This is a genomic window from Brevibacterium aurantiacum (genome assembly GCF_900169065.1).
Taxonomy (GTDB): Bacteria; Actinomycetota; Actinomycetes; order Actinomycetales; family Brevibacteriaceae; genus Brevibacterium; species Brevibacterium aurantiacum.
In genome coordinates this window covers 86312-102243 of sequence record NZ_FXZB01000011.1, presented here as the reverse complement: position 1 = coordinate 102243, position 15932 = coordinate 86312, and the positions used below count along the sequence as shown (strand labels likewise).

At 62.3% G+C, this 15932-nt stretch carries 16 protein-coding genes; 12 read left to right on the top strand and 4 right to left on the bottom strand.

Translation table 11 applies throughout. From position 1 onward, the window contains the following. Positions 1–18: 18 nt before the first annotated feature. The 3 genes from BAUR9175_RS09230 to BAUR9175_RS09220 all read left to right on the top strand — a co-directional run bounded on the left by BAUR9175_RS09230 (position 19) and on the right by BAUR9175_RS09220 (position 3844). On the top strand, positions 19–1257 hold the full coding sequence (locus BAUR9175_RS09230) for an alpha-hydroxy acid oxidase (protein ID WP_101583603.1): 1239 nt from the start codon (positions 19–21) through the stop codon (positions 1255–1257). A gap of 61 nt (positions 1258–1318) precedes the next feature. Beyond that, positions 1319–2794, top strand: a complete 1476-nt coding sequence (locus tag BAUR9175_RS09225) for an amino acid permease (protein ID WP_101583601.1) — start codon at positions 1319–1321, stop codon at positions 2792–2794. 93 nt (positions 2795–2887) lie between these two features. Then, positions 2888–3844, top strand: coding sequence for an iron-siderophore ABC transporter substrate-binding protein (locus BAUR9175_RS09220; RefSeq protein WP_096146827.1), 957 nt, complete (start codon positions 2888–2890; stop codon positions 3842–3844). Between the two features lie 9 nt (positions 3845–3853). Here the strand turns inward: BAUR9175_RS09220 and BAUR9175_RS09215 are convergent, their stop codons facing one another. Beyond that, the gene (locus BAUR9175_RS09215) at positions 3854–4312 is read right to left on the bottom strand and encodes an NUDIX hydrolase (protein WP_009883772.1); all 459 of its coding nucleotides are present in this window, start codon (positions 4310–4312) and stop codon (positions 3854–3856) included. Between the two features lie 61 nt (positions 4313–4373). Here BAUR9175_RS09215 and BAUR9175_RS09210 point away from each other — a divergent pair, with 61 nt between their 5' ends. The 8 genes from BAUR9175_RS09210 (at position 4374) to BAUR9175_RS09175 (ending at position 11362) form a co-directional block, all read left to right on the top strand. Further along, a complete protein-coding gene (locus BAUR9175_RS09210) occupies positions 4374–4865 on the top strand; it encodes an SRPBCC domain-containing protein (protein WP_096146828.1) in 492 nt (163 codons plus the stop codon). Positions 4866–4896: 31 nt separating this feature from the next. Next, the gene (locus tag BAUR9175_RS09205; protein WP_069599961.1) at positions 4897–5685 is read left to right on the top strand and encodes an alpha/beta fold hydrolase; all 789 of its coding nucleotides are present in this window, start codon (positions 4897–4899) and stop codon (positions 5683–5685) included. 141 nt (positions 5686–5826) lie between these two features. Beyond that, positions 5827–6735, top strand: a complete 909-nt coding sequence (locus BAUR9175_RS09200) for a sulfurtransferase (RefSeq protein ID WP_009883775.1) — start codon at positions 5827–5829, stop codon at positions 6733–6735. Continuing rightward, positions 6735–7223: a SufE family protein gene (locus BAUR9175_RS09195; RefSeq protein WP_096146830.1), complete on the top strand. Its 489-nt coding sequence runs from the start codon at positions 6735–6737 to the stop codon at positions 7221–7223. Before BAUR9175_RS09200 ends, BAUR9175_RS09195 begins: the two co-directional genes overlap by 1 nt. An 85-nt stretch (positions 7224–7308) precedes the next feature. Then, positions 7309–8376, top strand: a complete 1068-nt coding sequence (locus BAUR9175_RS09190) for an iron chelate uptake ABC transporter family permease subunit (RefSeq protein WP_009883777.1) — start codon at positions 7309–7311, stop codon at positions 8374–8376. Further along, the gene (locus BAUR9175_RS09185) at positions 8373–9479 is read left to right on the top strand and encodes a FecCD family ABC transporter permease (RefSeq protein WP_096177400.1); all 1107 of its coding nucleotides are present in this window, start codon (positions 8373–8375) and stop codon (positions 9477–9479) included. The genes BAUR9175_RS09190 and BAUR9175_RS09185 overlap by 4 nt, the downstream gene beginning before the upstream one ends. Further along, positions 9476–10381: an ABC transporter ATP-binding protein gene (locus BAUR9175_RS09180; protein WP_180959224.1), complete on the top strand. Its 906-nt coding sequence runs from the start codon at positions 9476–9478 to the stop codon at positions 10379–10381. The genes BAUR9175_RS09185 and BAUR9175_RS09180 overlap by 4 nt, the downstream gene beginning before the upstream one ends. Positions 10382–10414: 33 nt before the next feature. Beyond that, on the top strand, positions 10415–11362 hold the full coding sequence (locus BAUR9175_RS09175) for an ABC transporter substrate-binding protein (protein ID WP_101583599.1): 948 nt from the start codon (positions 10415–10417) through the stop codon (positions 11360–11362). A gap of 3 nt (positions 11363–11365) precedes the next feature. Here BAUR9175_RS09175 and BAUR9175_RS09170 read toward each other — a convergent pair whose 3' ends face one another. From BAUR9175_RS09170 to BAUR9175_RS09160, 3 genes are read right to left on the bottom strand one after another with little or no spacing between them, the layout of a single operon-like run. Then, on the bottom strand, positions 11366–12526 hold the full coding sequence (locus tag BAUR9175_RS09170) for a DUF808 domain-containing protein (RefSeq protein ID WP_206430650.1): 1161 nt from the start codon (positions 12524–12526) through the stop codon (positions 11366–11368). Next, positions 12527–12847 (bottom strand): META domain-containing protein, encoded by a 321-nt coding sequence (locus BAUR9175_RS09165; RefSeq protein ID WP_096158631.1) that lies wholly within the window; start codon positions 12845–12847, stop codon positions 12527–12529. Next, on the bottom strand, positions 12844–13308 hold the full coding sequence (locus BAUR9175_RS09160) for an META domain-containing protein (protein WP_096158632.1): 465 nt from the start codon (positions 13306–13308) through the stop codon (positions 12844–12846). Before BAUR9175_RS09160 ends, BAUR9175_RS09165 begins: the two co-directional genes overlap by 4 nt. 245 nt (positions 13309–13553) lie before the next feature. Between BAUR9175_RS09160 and BAUR9175_RS09155 the strand changes: the two genes are divergently transcribed. After that, a complete protein-coding gene (locus tag BAUR9175_RS09155; RefSeq protein WP_101583597.1) occupies positions 13554–15881 on the top strand; it encodes an LPXTG cell wall anchor domain-containing protein in 2328 nt (775 codons plus the stop codon). Positions 15882–15932: the final 51 nt, after the last annotated feature.

The following is a 15932-nucleotide window of genomic DNA, read 5'->3' as shown; positions in this document are numbered from 1 at the left end:
TCGAATATGAGGAGAACGATGAAACGGCAACTGCCTGACGTGAAGGAACTCGCCCCTCTCCTGCAGTTCGGTCTGCCTAGACTTGACCGGGTAGGTGCGCGACTCGACTCCGCAGCCGATATCTGGGATCTGCGCAAGATCGCCAAACGGGTGACACCCACAGCCCCCTTCGACTACGTCGACGGTGGGGCCCTTGACGAGCACACCCTGCGGAAGAACCGGCAGGTCTTCGCCGACGTCGAACTCCTCCCACGCATCCTGCACGGAGTCGACGCCCCGAACACATCGACGACTATCGCCGGTCAGGACGTTTCGCTTCCATTCGGCATCGCCCCGACAGGCTATACGCGGATGATGCACTCGGAAGGAGAGATCGGAGGAGTGAGGGCCGCGACGAAGGCCGGCATTCCCTTCTCCCTGTCGACGATGGGCACCCGCTCCATCGAAGAGGTCGCACAGGCCGCACCGTCCTCGACTCGCTGGTTCCAGCTCTACCTGTGGAAGGACCGCGTACGCAGCCTCGACCTGCTCCAACGAGCCCAGGCGAGTGGGTACGAGACGCTGCTCGTCACCGTCGACACCCCGATCACCGGTCAGCGACTGCGCGACAACCGCAACGGGCTCTCCATCCCGCCGAAGCTGACATTGAAGACGATCGCCGACGCCTCCTACCGGCCCGGCTGGTGGTTCAACTTCCTCACCACCGAGCCGCCGAAATACGCGTCCCTGTCCAACACGTCTCAATCACTGGCTGAGATGACCCGGACCATGTTCGATCCGACGCTGGATCTCGATGACCTCAAATGGATCCGCGAACAGTGGCAGGGCAAACTCTTCGTCAAGGGAGTCCTCACTGCCGAGGATGCCAACAGGGCCCGGTCCGTCGGGGCTGACGGTTTGGTCGTATCCAATCACGGAGGCCGCCAGCTCGACCGCGCACCCGATTCCCTGACCGCACTGGCAGAAGTGCGGGCAGCGGTCGGTGACGATATGGAACTCATCCTCGACTCCGGAATCATGTCCGGCACCGATGTCGTGACGGCCCTGTGCGCCGGAGCGGACTTCGTGCTCATCGGCCGGGCCTACCTCTACGGGCTCATGGCCGGTGGACAGCGCGGCGTGGAGCGGGCCATCGACCTCATCAAGGCCGAAATACTGACCGCCATGGGACTGATGGGTGCCCGGACCATCGCCGACCTCGGACCGCAGCTGGCCAGGGGGCTGCCCACTGCGGCAATTGCGAAGACCGACACCTGAATGTGGTAAGAATGGCCGGGGCCCGAACAGGATCCCGCCGGTACGACAGTCAAGGAACACGATGAACGAAGCAGCCACCTCGGCGGGGGAGAGTCGCGAACTCAAGCGGGGGCTGAAGTCTCGTCACCTGCAGATGATCGCCATCGGAGGTGCCCTCGGCACCGGCCTCTTCCTCGGTTCGGGCGGCACGATCTCGCAGGCGGGCCCCGGCGGCGCACTGTTGGCCTACGCCGTCATCGGAATCATGGTTCTCTTCGTCATGCAGTCGCTGGGGGAGATGTCGACCCACCTGCCGGTCGCCGGCTCCTTCCACACCTACGGATCGAAGTACGTCAGCCCCTCGTTCGGCTTCGCCATGGGGTGGAACTACTGGTTCAACTGGGCGATCACCCTCGCGGCTGAACTCGTTGCCGCCGGGGTCATCATGTCCTTCTGGCTGCCAGATGTCCCGTCCTGGGTGTGGGCGGCGATCTTCCTCGCCCTGCTCACCGGACTGAACTTCCTCTCGGCCAAGGCCTTCGGCGAGGGCGAATTCTGGTTCGCCGCCATCAAGGTCACCGCAGTGCTTGCGTTCCTCGTCCTCGGCGTGCTCATGATCGCAGGCATCATCGGCGGCGAATCGCCGGGCATGAGCAACTGGACGAGAGACGAAGCACCGTTTGTCGGCGGCTGGGTCTCGATCATCAGCGTGTTCATGATCGCCGGCTTCTCCTTCCAAGGCACGGAGCTCGTCGGCGTCACCGCCGGCGAGTCGGCCAACCCGCGCCGCGACATGCCCCGGGCCATCCGCACCGTGTTCTGGCGCATCATGCTCTTCTACATCGGCGCGATCATCATCATCGGCTTCCTCCTGCCCTACTCCGACCCCTCGCTGCTGGCCTCGGCGAACAACGAGGACGTCACCGCCTCACCCTTCACCCTCGTCTTCGAGCGTGCCGGAATCGCAGTGGCCGCATCGGTGATGAACGCCGTCATCCTCACCGCGATCCTCTCCGCCGGAAACTCCGGACTCTACGCCTCCACCCGCATGCTCTATGCAATGGCCAAGGAGGGGACCGCGCCGAGGCTGTTCGCCCGCCTGAATGAACGCGGCGTTCCCGTCATGGCGCTGCTGGCCACCGCCGTCATCGGACTCTTCGGCTTCCTCTCCGAGGTGATGGGCGACGGCGGTGCCTACACCTGGCTGATCAACGTCTCCGGGCTCTCCGGGTTCATCGTCTGGGTCGGCATCGCGTGTTGTCACTTCCGTTTTCGGCGGGCCTACGTCAAGCAGGGCCATGACATCGCAGACCTGCCGTATCGTGCCCCGCTGTTCCCAGTCGGGCCGATCATCGCGCTCGTCATGTTGGTCATCGTCATCATCGGCCAGAACGTCGAAGCCGTCGTCAACGGACGAGTCCTCGAGGTCGCCTCGGCCTACATCGGGCTGCCGGCGTTCCTTCTGCTGTGGCTCATCCACCGCCTGGTCACCGGTCGCCGCTCCCGCACCGTGCCCCTCAACGACATGGACGTCGAAGGACTCGAGATCAAACCCTGAATGGGCTCAGAGGCCGATAGGCGGATGCGGTCAGTCGCAGCGACCCCGCGCATGGGTTAAGCTAGGCTCGCCTAACTACTCAAGAAGGATCTCATGCGCCGAATTCTCGCTCCCGTGCTCGCCTCCGTCCTCCTGCTCGCTGCCTGTGGTGGTGGCGGTGGTGAAGAGGAAGCGGCCTCGGGCATCAGCATCGACACCAAATTCGGCTCCGTTGAGGTCCCGAAAGACCCGAAGAAGGTCGTGGCCCTGGGGTGGGGCGACGCGGAGACCGCGCTGGCAGTCGGCGTGCAGCCGGTCGGCGCCTCCGATTGGGTGGAGTTCGGCGGCAAGGGTGTCGGTCCCTGGGCCGAGGACCTCTACGATCAGGCTCCGGAGATCATCGACACGATGGAACCCGACTTCGAGAAGATCGCGGCCCTCGAACCCGACCTCATCCTCGACACCAAGAGCTCCGGTGAACAGGAGCGCTACGACCGACTCTCAGAGATCGCCCCGACCGTGGGAGCACCTGAAGGCGGCGACAATTACCTGACCACGATGGACCAGCAGGTCAACCTGGTCTCCCAGGCGCTGGGCAAGGAAGACGAAGGCAAGAAGGTCCTCGAAGAGCTCGATAAGAAGTACGAAGCCGCTCGCAAGGCCCATCCGGAGTTCGACGGGAAATCCGTGAGCGTGGCCGCGAAGACCTCGGAAGGCTGGGGAGCCTATGTCGAAGGATCCGAGCGCGTGCAGTTCATGGAACAGCTCGGATTCAAACAGTCGGAGAAGGTCGCGGCACTCAAACCGGAAGGCTTCACCGCCACAGTGTCCGAGGAGAAGCTCGACGATCTCGATGCGGACCTGCTCGTGGCGTTTCCGATCTACATCCCCGACACCGAGGTGACTAAGGACGCTGCCTTCAAGCGCATCCCGGCGGTCGAAGACGGTCGGAGCCTCGTACTGACCGAGGACCTCAATGATGTGCGCCAGGCATTCTCACTCAACTCGGTGCTCTCCGCATCCTTCGCGGCAGAGAAGATGCCCGACCTCGTGGCCGATAAGGTCAAATAGCCGACGAGCTCAGACGGCTGTGCGCCACGCATCCAATCCGATGTCGATGATCCGAGCGTGGCGCACCTCGGCCAGCGAATCGAGTGCCAGCCATTCGGCCCGGTCCGTGGTCCCATCGACCTCGAGAGTTCCCAGTGTCCCGCCGGTGATCCGAGCCTCATAGACGACGCGGACACCTTTGAACGGTCGTGAGACCGTCCTGCGGCGCGACGAGCTGCTCCGGTTCTCCGTGAAGGTGTGCGTCGTCAACGGACGCACCAGCTCGGCATCGAAGCCCGTCTCCTCCTTGATCTCACGAATCGTTCCGGTCTCGATGCTCTCGTGGAACTCGATCCCGCCACCGGGAAGGGTCCACAGTGCATGAGCCGGTTCGTTGCCGCCGTTGAACCAACTGAGCAGGATTTCTCTGTCGTCGTTGACGATCACCGCATAGCCGGCCAGTCGTGTGTCGTAATCGGAGAAGTGCATGGACTCACCCTACCTGTGGGTATCACTTCCCAAGCCGAGGTCGGGTGAATAGGCTGGTCGCATGGCCGAAGCAGCGAAGTATCCCAACGAGCACATCGTCCGCACACGTACGATCGACGCCTCCTCCGACGCGATCTTCGCGGTGTTGGCCGACCCCACCCGGCACCGTGACACCGAACCCACAGACTGGGTGCGTGATGCCATCGATGCGCAGCCGATCACGGCCACCGGACAGATCTTCTCCATGAACATGCACTTCAACGACGAGAACGGTGACTATCGAATTGACAACACGGTGACCACCTTCGAACCCGATCACGCAATCGCCTGGGATCCCGGCCAAGCCGATGAGGACGGACACGTGGAACCCGGAGGTTGGCGGTGGCGCTACGACCTCGAAGGGACCGAGTCCGGCACCGAGGTGACCCTGACCTATGACTGGTCACGCACGACGCAGGAGATCCGCGAGGCGTTCGGCGGATTCCCCGTCGTCAGCCCCGAATATCTCGACCGGTCACTGCAGGCCCTCGACCAGGCGGTCACCGACAAATGACCCGGTGAGAGGTCCCGGGTAGGCTGGTGACGTGACTGACATCGCCAGCAAACTCATCGGCAGCACCGGTAAGCGCATCGTCTTCCTCCACGGACTCTTCGGCCGCGGCAAGAACTTCACGTCGATCGCCAAAGCACTCGAGCCCGACTACTCGAGCCTGCTCGTCGACCTGCCCAACCACGGGGATTCGGAGTGGACCGAGGACTTCAGCTATGTGGACATGGCCGACTCCGTGGCCGCGATGATCGCCGAGATGACCGCACCCGATGATCTGCCCGTGCACCTGGTCGGACATTCCCTGGGAGGCAAGGTCGCGATGGTCCTGGCCCTGCGCCACCCAGAGCTCATCGACCGTCTCGTCGTCGTCGACATCGCCCCCACCGCAGGCGGATCCCTCGGAGTCTTTGAGCACCTGCTCTCCAGTCTGGCCGAAGTCGATCTCGACGAGATCGAATCACGCACCGGTGCCAACGAGGCATTGCAGGCGAAGATCCCCGAGGACACGATCAGGGGATTCCTGCTCCAGAACCTGCGCACCACCTCGGCGGGATATGCCTGGCAGCCCAACCTCACCCTGCTCCATGAAAGCCTGCCGACTATCGGAGACTTCCCCGACATGGGGGAGGCGAGCTTCGACGGTCCCGTCCTGTGGATGGCCGGCGAGAATTCGGATTACGTCTCCCGTGAGGATCTGCCGCTCATGCGCTCCCTCTTTCCCCGGGCCACACTGCTCACCGTCAAAGGTTCAGGCCATTGGGTCCACTCGGAGCAGCCGAAGACGTTTATCTCCGCCCTGCAGACATTCTTCTCACGCGACTAGCGTCCCGAACTCGTCGGTGACACCCGCATCTCACCAGCAATACCCCTGCATCGGGACGTGCCTGTGGAGGAATATGCTGGTGGGCGGTGGCGTTGACCCGCACAGAGGCCCGAAGAGCCACACCATCACAAGGAGGAACGAGTGAGCACAGCGATCCCGGCTGATTCCACGGCCAAATTCGCCGAATACGCAGACGGATCACGTCTGGTCAGCACCGAATGGGTGGCTGAGCATGCCGGTGAACCCGGACTGGTCATCGTCGAAAGCGATGAGGACGTCCTCCTCTACGAGACCGGGCACATCCCCGGCGCGGTGAAGGTCGATTGGCACACCGAACTCAATGACAGGGTCACCCGCGACTACGTCGACGGCGAAGGATTCGCCGCACTCATGTCCGCCAAGGGCATCTCCCGGGAGGACACCATCGTCTTCTACGGCGACAAATCCAACTGGTGGGCAGCCTACGCCCTGTGGGTCTTCTCCCTGTTCGGCCACGAAGACGTCCGCCTCATGGACGGAGGCCGTGCCAAATGGCAGGCCGAAGATCGTGAACTGACCACGGACAAGCCACGCCCGGAGCCGACCGAATACCCGGTCATCGAGCGTGATGACACGAGCTTGCGGGCATTCCTGCCCGAGGTCAGAGACAGCATCGGCACGCGTCCCCTCATCGATGTGCGCAGCCCCGAGGAATACACCGGCGAACGCACACACATGCCCGCCTACCCCGAAGAGGGCGCACTGCGCGGAGGACACATCCCCACCGCAGCCTCGGTGCCCTGGGCAAAGGCCGCAAACGAGGACGGCACCTTCAAGTCGGCAGCTGAACTCAAGGCCATCTACACCGATGAGGCCGGACTCGGCACCGCCGACGAGGTCATCGCCTACTGCCGCATCGGCGAACGCTCCAGCCACACCTGGTTCGTTCTCCAGCACCTGCTCGGCTACACCAACGTCCGCAACTACGACGGGTCCTGGACCGAATGGGGCAACGTCGTCGGTGTTCCCATCGTCACTGGAGCAGAGGCCGGGGAGGTGCCCAACCGCTGATGAGCGCCGCAACAGACACCCCAGAGTCCTCGGACCTGCCGGAGAGCCTGGCCGAGATCGTCACCGATTTCGCGGAGACCGATTCCAGTGACCGGCTGCAGCTTCTGCTCGAGCTCGCCTCCGAGCTGCCCGAGCTGCCACCGCGCTACAGCGAGCACCCCGAGCTGCTCGAACCTGTCCCCGAATGCCAGTCTCCGATCTTCCTCGTCACCGAGGTGGAGAACCCCGAGCAGGGGGGTGCCGCGATCGTGAAGCTGCATTTCTCCGCACCTCCCGAGGCGCCGACGACCCGTGGTTTCGCCGGAATCCTTCACGAAGGACTCAACGGACAGACCGCCGAGGTGGTCCTGTCCATCCCGTCTGACCTGCCGTTGCGTCTGTCGATGACGGACCTCGTGAGCCCGCTGCGGCTGCGGGGGATGAGCGGAATGCTCTCCCGAATTCAGCGCCAGACGTCCGAAAGGATCGGCAAGATCACAGCTCAGTGAACGAGAAATCGTTTGGATGAGCCGCCGTTTTCGACTAGATTGTGGTTAGCCTGCCCTTAATTAGTCGATACTAAGGAACCCTCCGATGACCGGTCTCGCCACCACAGCCTCGGCGAAGCCCTCTGAGGTCACCGGTCAGAAGGCGACACGGGCGCTGAAGGTCAGACGCACCCTCGGGCTCATCATCGCGGTCATCGTCTTGGTCCTCGTGGTGCTGGCCTCACTGGCCATCGGCACCCGTGACATGCCGGTCTCGGAAGTACTGGGCGCATTCTTCGATCCCAGCGGAAGCGACGACCAGCTGGTCGTCCTCGAACTGCGCTTCCCGCGAACCGTGTTGGGCATACTCGTCGGTATGGGACTGGGTCTGGCTGGCGGACTGATCCAGGCGCTGACGCGCAACCCGCTGGCCGACCCGGGCATCCTCGGCGTCAACGCAGGGGCCTCCTTCGCCGTCGCCATCGGGATCGGGTTCTTCGGAATCACCTCGATCAACGGCTACATCTGGTTCGCCTTCCTCGGTGCCCTCGTCGCCACGGCAGGCGTGTACATCATCGGGTCCTCCGGTCGAAACCACAGCGTGGATCCGATCCGGCTGACCTTGGCTGGAGTCGCCGTGGCAGCTGTGCTGACTGGATTGACCAAAGGCGTGCTGCTGACGAATGAACGAGCCTTCGACGCCTTCCGTGCCTGGGATGTCGGAGCCATCGCCGGTCGTGGTTTCGACACGGTCTACGCCGTGGCTCCATTCATCATCGGCGGCATCGTCCTCGCACTCTTCTTGGCCCACTCGCTCAACGCAGTGGCACTCGGCGACGATCTGGCTGCCAGTCTGGGCACCTCGGTCAACCGCACCCGCATCCTCACCATCCTCGCGGTCACCCTCCTGGCCGGCGGTGCCACCGCTGCCGCCGGGCCGATCGGGTTCATCGGACTGATGATTCCCCACATCGCGCGCTGGATCGTCGGCCCCGATCAGAGATGGATCTTAAGCTATTCCGTCATCCTCTCGCCCATTCTGCTCCTCGTCTCCGATGTGCTCGGACGGGTGGTGATGAAACCGGGTGAACTCCAGGTCGGCGTCGTCACCGCCTTCGTCGGTGCACCGGTGCTCATCGCCCTCGTTCGCAGAAAGAAGGCGAGCGGACTGTGAAATCGTCGCACTCACCGATCGGAGACGCCACCGAATTCGTTCCCGGCCAGCGGGTCCTGCCGGGGGAGAAGGTCGACTTCGGCCGTCCGATGCTGCGAGCCTTCGGCTTCCGCATCGATCTGCGCGTCGTCGTCACGAGCGCCATCGTCGCTGTGCTGGCGTTGGGCTGCGGATTCCTGGGACTGCTCCTCGGAGAGTTCTCGCTTACCCCCGGCGAGGTCTTCCAAGGGCTGTTCGGCCAGGCCGACAAACGCATCGTCAACACCGTCGTCGGCGAATGGCGGGCACCACGCATCATCGCCGGAATCGTCCTCGGAGCCGGACTGGGCATCTCGGGTGCAGTCTTCCAATCACTGACCCGCAACCCACTGGGCAGCCCCGACATCATCGGCTTCTCCACCGGTGCCTACACCGGCGGAATCGTCACCATCATCGTCTTCGGCTCCAGCTTCGTCTCCACAGCCTTCGGTGCGATCATCGGCGGCCTCCTCACCGCCATCGTGGTCTACCTTCTGACGTGGAAGGGCGGGGTCCAAGGCTTCCGCCTCATCATCGTCGGCATCGCCCTGACCGCCATGCTCAACGCCTTCAACACCTGGCTGATCATGCGCGCCGACCTCGACCTCGCGATGGCGGCAGCCACCTGGGGAGCCGGAACACTCAACGGCATGGGCTGGTCGACACTGCTGCCAGCAGCCATCGGCACGGTGCTCCTGGGGCTGGGATGCGGCCTCTTCTCCCGCGGCCTGGGCACACTCGAACTCGGCGACGACACCGCCAAGGCGCTAGGGGTGCGCAACGAACCCCTGCGAGCCGGCCTCATTCTCGTAGCCGTGGCGCTCGTCGCCGTGGTCACGGCCGCCGCCGGACCCATCGCCTTCGTCGCCCTTGCCGCCCCACAGATCGGACGCAGGATCGCAAAGTCCCAAGGCACCAGCCTGCTGTCGGCTGCAGCCGTTGGAGCGCTCCTGCTCGTCGCTGCCGATCTCATCGCTCAGCACGCCCTGGGCGAAACCCAACTTCCCGTCGGAGTCGTCACCGTGTGCATCGGCGGCATCTACCTGATCTGGCTCCTCATCCAAGAAGCTCGGAAGGCACAATGAGCATCTCATCCGATATGACCGATCACGCTGATACGACTGGCAAGTCCGGGACGACCGGCAATGTCGGCAAAGCTGGCGCGACCGATACGGCGACGTCGACCGCGACGCCGTTGGCGGCCCAGAACCTCGACCTGGCCTATGACCATCGCCAGGTCATCACCGACCTCAACGTAGAGATCGCTCCGGGCAAGTTCACCGTCATCGTCGGCCCCAACGCCTGCGGCAAGTCGACGCTGCTGCGGGCACTGGCCAGACTGATGACCCCGGCGAAGGGCACGGTTCTCCTCGACGGCGGAAATATCGCGAAACTGAAGACGAAGCAGATCGCCAAAAGGCTGGGACTGCTCCCACAGACATCGATCGCCCCAGACGGCATCACCGTGGCCGAGCTCGTGGCTCGCGGGCGCCACCCGCACCAGTCGTTCCTCAAACAGTGGACAGACCAGGACGAAACTGCCGTGCTCTCAGCGCTGCGGGCAACGAACACCGAAGACCTCTCGGGCCGCCAGGTCGACGAACTCTCCGGCGGTCAGCGGCAACGGGTCTGGGTGGCGATGGTCCTCGCACAGGAAACACCGCTGATGCTGCTTGACGAACCCACCACGTTCTTGGACCTGGCCTTCCAGATCGACCTGCTCGATCTGTTCGCACAGCTCAATCACGAACACGGCCACACCTTCGTCGCCGTTCTCCACGACCTCAACCAGGCCTGCCGCTACGCCGACGAGATCATCGCGATGAAGGACGGGGCAATCGTCGCCCAGGGCCCACCAGCCCAGATCATCACATCGGAGTTGGTGGACCGGGTCTTCGGCATCGACTGCACCATCATCGACGACCCCGTCACTGGTGCACCCATGATCGTTCCCGGCAGGCCGAAGAAGACCTTCGCAGACCGCTGACCAGCAGACTGCCGCCCTGACCGAAAGTGCATCATGAAGAGAAGCAACATCGTCGTTGTCGCTCTCACCGTGGGGGCTATGACCCTCAACGGCTGTTCGAGTGCCTCACCCGGCAGTCCCTCCGAAGGCGATGAGAGCGGATCGGGCGGGCCGGTGAGCGTCGATACGCTCAAAGGGACGGTCGAAGTTCCGGCGAACCCGGAGACTGTAGTCGCTCTCAATACCCCGTCGGCGGACGTTTCCGCGCAATTGGGCACCACGCCCGTGGCAGTCGGCACCAGTGCCGATGAGCTCAATGCGTGGCAACAGGGTGTCCTCGACGAGGTCGCAGACGATTCATTGGTCAGTGACAGCTACGACGTCGACGTTGAGAAGGTGGCCTCCTATGAGCCTGACGTCATCTTTGCGGCTCCTTGGAACGTCACCGATGATGCCGTCTATGACCATCTTTCGGACATTGCCCCGGTCGTGGTGCCGAAGTCGGAGTCGACCAATCCCGATTGGGATGTCAGTGCTCAAGTCGTTGGTGAGGCGTTGGGTAAGAAGGACGAGGTCGAAGAGGCCATCGCGGCGACCAAGGAATCCATGAAGTCACTGGGGGAGGAACTCGAGGTGGAGGGGAAGACCTATCAGGTCATCTCACCGAGATCCGATGGGATCTACTTCGGAAATGCGGCACCTCTTGAACTCCTCGGTCTGAAGCCGGGCCAGCATCAGACTCCGGAAGAGGTCAATAGGTTCACCCTCTCAGCGGAGGAGCTCAATCAGCTCGATGCCGACTACCTCTTCATCTGGGCTATGGATGAGGACGCGAAATCGATGGTTGAGGACAATCCCAGCTACGACTCCCTGCCCGCGGTGAAGAACGGGACCGCGAAATTCGTCGACGCCGACTTCACGACCGCGATCAACGGAGCGAGTCCGGCCAGCCTTGACTGGCTCATCAACGACAGCGGCATCGAGGACGTGCTGGAGAAGTAGTACTCAACTTCCCGACGAGTCCTTACCCGGATTCGGGGCGTAGTTCGGCTTAGGTCCCGCACCGTGATCTGCGCTTCCCGCGCCGTGATCTGCAGTTGAGGTCGAGTCCGCGGTTGAGGACGCATCGGCGGCAGAGCTTTCTGCAGCAGCCATATCGGCGGGTACCTCGTCGTCCTCCTGCCCGGTGGAGTCCTTGTGGTCCTTGTCGTCCTTGTTCCCCGACTTCAGCAGAGCAGTGAAGCCGATGGCGATGCCAGCCACGATTCCGCCCCAGATGGCGCCGAGGATGAGCGAGAAGAACGTATTGACCAGCCAGCCCAGGAAGCCTCCGACTCCGGCGATCGCGGCCACGGGTTCTTCGAGATGGTGGACGAAATCATAGAGGGCGTTGAATCCGAGTTCGTCGGTACCCACGAGGATGATGTGTCCGCCGACCCACAGCATGGCGAACGTGCCGATGACCGAGAGACCGGCAAGAAGTTTGGGCATCGCTTTGACGAGGAAGCGGCCGAACTTCTGTGTGCCCGGTTTGTCCTTCTTCGCCATGTGCAGGCCGATGTCGTCCATCTTTACGATGAGGCCGACAGTGCCGTAGATGCCGACTGTGATGCCCAGGGCCACGATGACGAGGATGATGGCACGTGAGAGCAGCGTCTCGTCGGCTACCTCATTGAGTGCGATGACCATGATCTCGCAGCTGAGGACGAAGTCGGTGGTGATGGCGGAGCGGACTATCTTCTTTTCCGCGTCGCCGTCGTCTTTCTTGCCGTGCTTGGATTCCTTCTTCGGCTCTTCGTGGTGTTTGATCCACCCGAGCTTCTCGAGGATCTTCTCTGCACCTTCGAAGCACAGGTAGGTGCCGCCCACCATGAGGAGCGGAGTCAGCAGCCAGGGGAGGAACTGACTGAGCAGCAGGATGATGGGCAAGATGATGAGGATCTTGTTGACCAGAGAGCCGAGAGCGATGCGTTTGATGATGGGCAGCTCTCGCTTCGGACCGACGCCTTCGACGAACTTCGGCGTGACCGCAGCATCATCGACGACGACTCCCGCAGCCTTGATGCTCGATCGTGAGGCTCCGGCGGCAACGTCGTCGAGACTGGCCGCGGAGAGCTTTACCAGCGCTGCGACGTCGTCGAGGAGGGCAAACAGACCGCCGGCCATCTATCGTCCTTCGTCGGGTTCGTTCGAACCGGTGTCTTTGGCCAACTCGCCGAGGTGGTTGCCGCCGTGGTCGAAGACGGTGAGTACGTCACCGTCGGCCTCAACACGGTGAACTCGGCCCACCCAGGCCTCCATGCCCATGACGGCGCGCTGCGTGGTGGCGAAGGGTTTGATGACCGCTCCCGAACCTTCCGACCCCCAGGTGGTCGCGATTCGGTTTCCGCCATCGCTGCCTGTCAGTGTTCCGTCTTCGTCGAACTTGAGGAACGCTGAGGATCCGTCTTTGGAGCTGACCCATTTGCCGTTGACTGAATTGCTCATTTCTCCTCCTTCTCCAAACCGCCGATGACCTTGCCTTTACCGTCCATCACCTTCATGACGTTGCCATCGATCGTCGCCGACACGGCACCTGACAACCACGTGTCGACTCCCGCACAGGCTTTCTGAGTCGACGTGAACGAGGTGATGATGACCTTGTCACCATCGACTTCCCATGTTGTCTTGATCGGATTGCAACCATCGGTTCCCTTGACCTGTCCGTCCGCAGAGAACTCCAGGAAAGGCTCTCCCGCCTCAGGAGAAGCCCATTTGCCTGTCGGGTCAAGTGCAGTGGAATCCGCGGAATCCGAGGGAGTGTTGGATTCTGTGGGTGCAGAGCTGGTTGGCTCGCTGGGTTCGGAACCTGGTCCGCACGCGGCAAGCGGCAGAGCGAGACCAAGGACAGCTACTCCCAAGGCACGTCGTAACGTTGCGGAAGGTCTGTTTGAAGTGAGGTTGAGCATGCTCCGATCATAACGGCCACCCTTGACAGGTCCATGGACAACTCGGAAGATTGCTTGCCAACTCAGGTTTTGTAAGTTGTGTTCACGACCAACACGCATTGTGGTTGCTTCCCATCGTTGCCAAACCGTAACCTTTCATGTGGTTGAAAGACTGTTCTCAGAAACATCCGCACTGTTGTTGAGGTGCGGGGCGAAGAGTACACAGACAATTGCAACAGTGATTACGATCAAGGGAACCCAAGAGTATGCAGAAGAAACTCGTTCAGAGTTCGCTGGCACTGACCGCCGCAGCGGCGCTCGGTCTTGGCAGTGCGTTCGTCGCATCCCCAGCCATAGCCGACGGCCCGCAGAAACTCGATGTGCAGAACGACGCTCAGGTGCAGAAGGCACTGTCCGACATCGATGGCGTCAATGCCTACGGTGCAAAGGGCGGAGAGCTCAATCTCGGTGTTGAGAAGAAGACAGCGGAAATGAGGGACCTCGAGAAGAAGTATGAGAACGTCAACTTCACTGAGGGCATCAAGGAACTTGAAGCATATGCCGGCAACGATGTTGTCGGTGGCGCTGGCTACACCGTCGGCGAAGCCAGCAGTGCCACCGGCGTTTGCTCGACCGGGTTCTCCGGGTGGGACGGCGACGGCAATCCTGTTGTCCTGACCGCGGGCCACTGCGCGAAGATCATGGACAAGGCTGCTGTAATTACCGGTGACAGCATCGTCAACGACACCGAGAGGCCCTCCACGGCTCCCGCAGCCGGTTCAGAGCAGTCTGAGCTGTCCGGAATCGGTGTTCTCGGTAAGTGGGAATTCACCAGCTTCGGTGAGAGCGGGCAGCACGACACCTCGGAGAATCCCAATAACGCTCAGAGCAGCGACATCGACTTCGCAGTCATCAACGTTGACAAGTCGAAGTACGGAGTGAAGAACGGTGTGACCGACTGGACGACAGCCGGCGACGACGACCTCTCGAAGAGCCTCGCGACTGAGATCACCAAGGTGGGTGCTCACACGGACGGTAAGATTCAGAAGTCCGGCCGCACCACAGGCCTGACCGAGGGTGAAGTCGACGCCGAGTACAACGAGATCTTCGAGTACGCCAACATCAGTGGATACTGGGTACACGGCTTCGCAGTGACCTCCCCAGCCGACAAGCCCTTCTCCCAGCCGGGCGACTCAGGTGGAGCTGTGTTCCAGGGTGACACCGCTGTTGGCGTCATCTCCGGTGGCGGACCTACAGCCGACGGCAGCCAGTTCGGTTGGGTAGCCGACCTCGACCACTCGATCACAGAGTCGGGCGTTGACTTCAACCTCGAAAAGCCGAATGAAGAGCCCCCGGGCGACGACGATGCAAACGCTGACGGTGGTGCCGACGCGAAGGATGCCGGCTCTGACGCTGGCGCCGATGCCAAGGATGCTGACTCCGATGCTGGCGCCGACGCCAAGGACGCAAACGCTGACTCCGATGCTGGCGCCGACGCCAAGGACGCAAACGCTGACTCCGATGCTGGCGCCGACGCCAAGGACGCTGACTCCGATGCAGGTGCCGATGCCAAGGACGCAAATGCTGACTCCGACGCAGACGCTCCTGAGGCGCCTGAAGCACCAGTAGTCGAGGACCAGAAGGTCGACGAAGGCGGTCAGATCACTGGCAAGACTGAGGCCGATGCCAAGGTGAAGCTTGACTGGAAGCCTGTTGCTGCAAACGGCGAACAGGCAGCGCTTCAGGCTCAGGCCGCAGCTGAAGGTTCCGTGACTGTCACTGCGGATGCCGAGGGCAACTTCACAGCCGAGGCTCCTTCAGAGACTGGCACGTACGCATACACCGCTACCGCGACCACCGTTGCCGGAACCTCGGAATCAACCGAGTTCACAGTGACCGTGGAAGCTGACGATGCTGCAGACGACGCTGCAGACGACGCTGGCGCGGACGGAGCAGACGCTGGTGCAGACGGTGCCGAAGCCGATGCCGATGGCAACGACTCGGACGCCGGTGCAGCTGCCGATGCTAAGAACGCAGAGTCAAATGCTGACTCCGATGGTTCGAAGGACGGCGAAGCTCCCGAAGAGCGCAAGCTCTCGATCGAGCCTAAGGAAGTTTCTGCTTCTGACTTCGTGAAGCAGGACAAGGGCGTGCAGATCATGGCTGCAGGCTTCGAAGAGGGCGAAAAGGTCTCACTCGAAGTCGTTGCTGGTCCTGAAAACGTTGAGGGCATCACCCTTGATGAGACTGCCAACGCCGACGGTGTTGCCGCATTCTCGATCTACGGAACAAGCGCATCCGACCCGTCGGTCTATCTCGGCAAGTACAACGTTGAGGTGACCGGTGCCAATGACACTGAGGATGAGTCGGCTCTGACCGGATCATTCGAGGTTGTTGCTGACGAAGACGGCAACGGCGGCGGCGGAAACGACGACGGCGACAATGGCAACAATGACGATGACGGCAATGGTGACGGCGGATCTGATCTGCCACGTACCGGTGCTGAACTGACCGGCCTCGCAGCCGGTGCGGGACTCCTCGTTGTCGGTGGAGCCGCAGTCGTTCTGACCATGCGTCGCAAGAAGAACAACTGAGGGTAGCTCACACGATCAGCAAATGATCGCCTGAGTGCTCAGCAGAGTGCC

What these genes read in the sequence shown, in the direction of transcription:
- BAUR9175_RS09170 (WP_206430650.1), bottom strand. Translation starts at nt 12,526, where the DNA reads ATGGCCGGCGGTCTGTTTGCCCTCCTCGACGACGTCGCAGCGCTGGTA.
- BAUR9175_RS09220 (WP_096146827.1), top strand. Translation starts at nt 2,888, where the DNA reads ATGCGCCGAATTCTCGCTCCCGTGCTCGCCTCCGTCCTCCTGCTCGCT.
- BAUR9175_RS09155 (WP_101583597.1), top strand. Translation starts at nt 13,554, where the DNA reads ATGCAGAAGAAACTCGTTCAGAGTTCGCTGGCACTGACCGCCGCAGCG.
- BAUR9175_RS09180 (WP_180959224.1), top strand. Translation starts at nt 9,476, where the DNA reads ATGAGCATCTCATCCGATATGACCGATCACGCTGATACGACTGGCAAG.
- BAUR9175_RS09210 (WP_096146828.1), top strand. Translation starts at nt 4,374, where the DNA reads ATGGCCGAAGCAGCGAAGTATCCCAACGAGCACATCGTCCGCACACGT.
- BAUR9175_RS09230 (WP_101583603.1), top strand. Translation starts at nt 19, where the DNA reads ATGAAACGGCAACTGCCTGACGTGAAGGAACTCGCCCCTCTCCTGCAG.
- BAUR9175_RS09190 (WP_009883777.1), top strand. Translation starts at nt 7,309, where the DNA reads ATGACCGGTCTCGCCACCACAGCCTCGGCGAAGCCCTCTGAGGTCACC.
- BAUR9175_RS09215 (WP_009883772.1), bottom strand. Translation starts at nt 4,312, where the DNA reads ATGCACTTCTCCGATTACGACACACGACTGGCCGGCTATGCGGTGATC.
- BAUR9175_RS09175 (WP_101583599.1), top strand. Translation starts at nt 10,415, where the DNA reads ATGAAGAGAAGCAACATCGTCGTTGTCGCTCTCACCGTGGGGGCTATG.
- BAUR9175_RS09195 (WP_096146830.1), top strand. Translation starts at nt 6,735, where the DNA reads ATGAGCGCCGCAACAGACACCCCAGAGTCCTCGGACCTGCCGGAGAGC.
- BAUR9175_RS09165 (WP_096158631.1), bottom strand. Translation starts at nt 12,847, where the DNA reads ATGAGCAATTCAGTCAACGGCAAATGGGTCAGCTCCAAAGACGGATCC.
- BAUR9175_RS09225 (WP_101583601.1), top strand. Translation starts at nt 1,319, where the DNA reads ATGAACGAAGCAGCCACCTCGGCGGGGGAGAGTCGCGAACTCAAGCGG.
- BAUR9175_RS09160 (WP_096158632.1), bottom strand. Translation starts at nt 13,308, where the DNA reads ATGCTCAACCTCACTTCAAACAGACCTTCCGCAACGTTACGACGTGCC.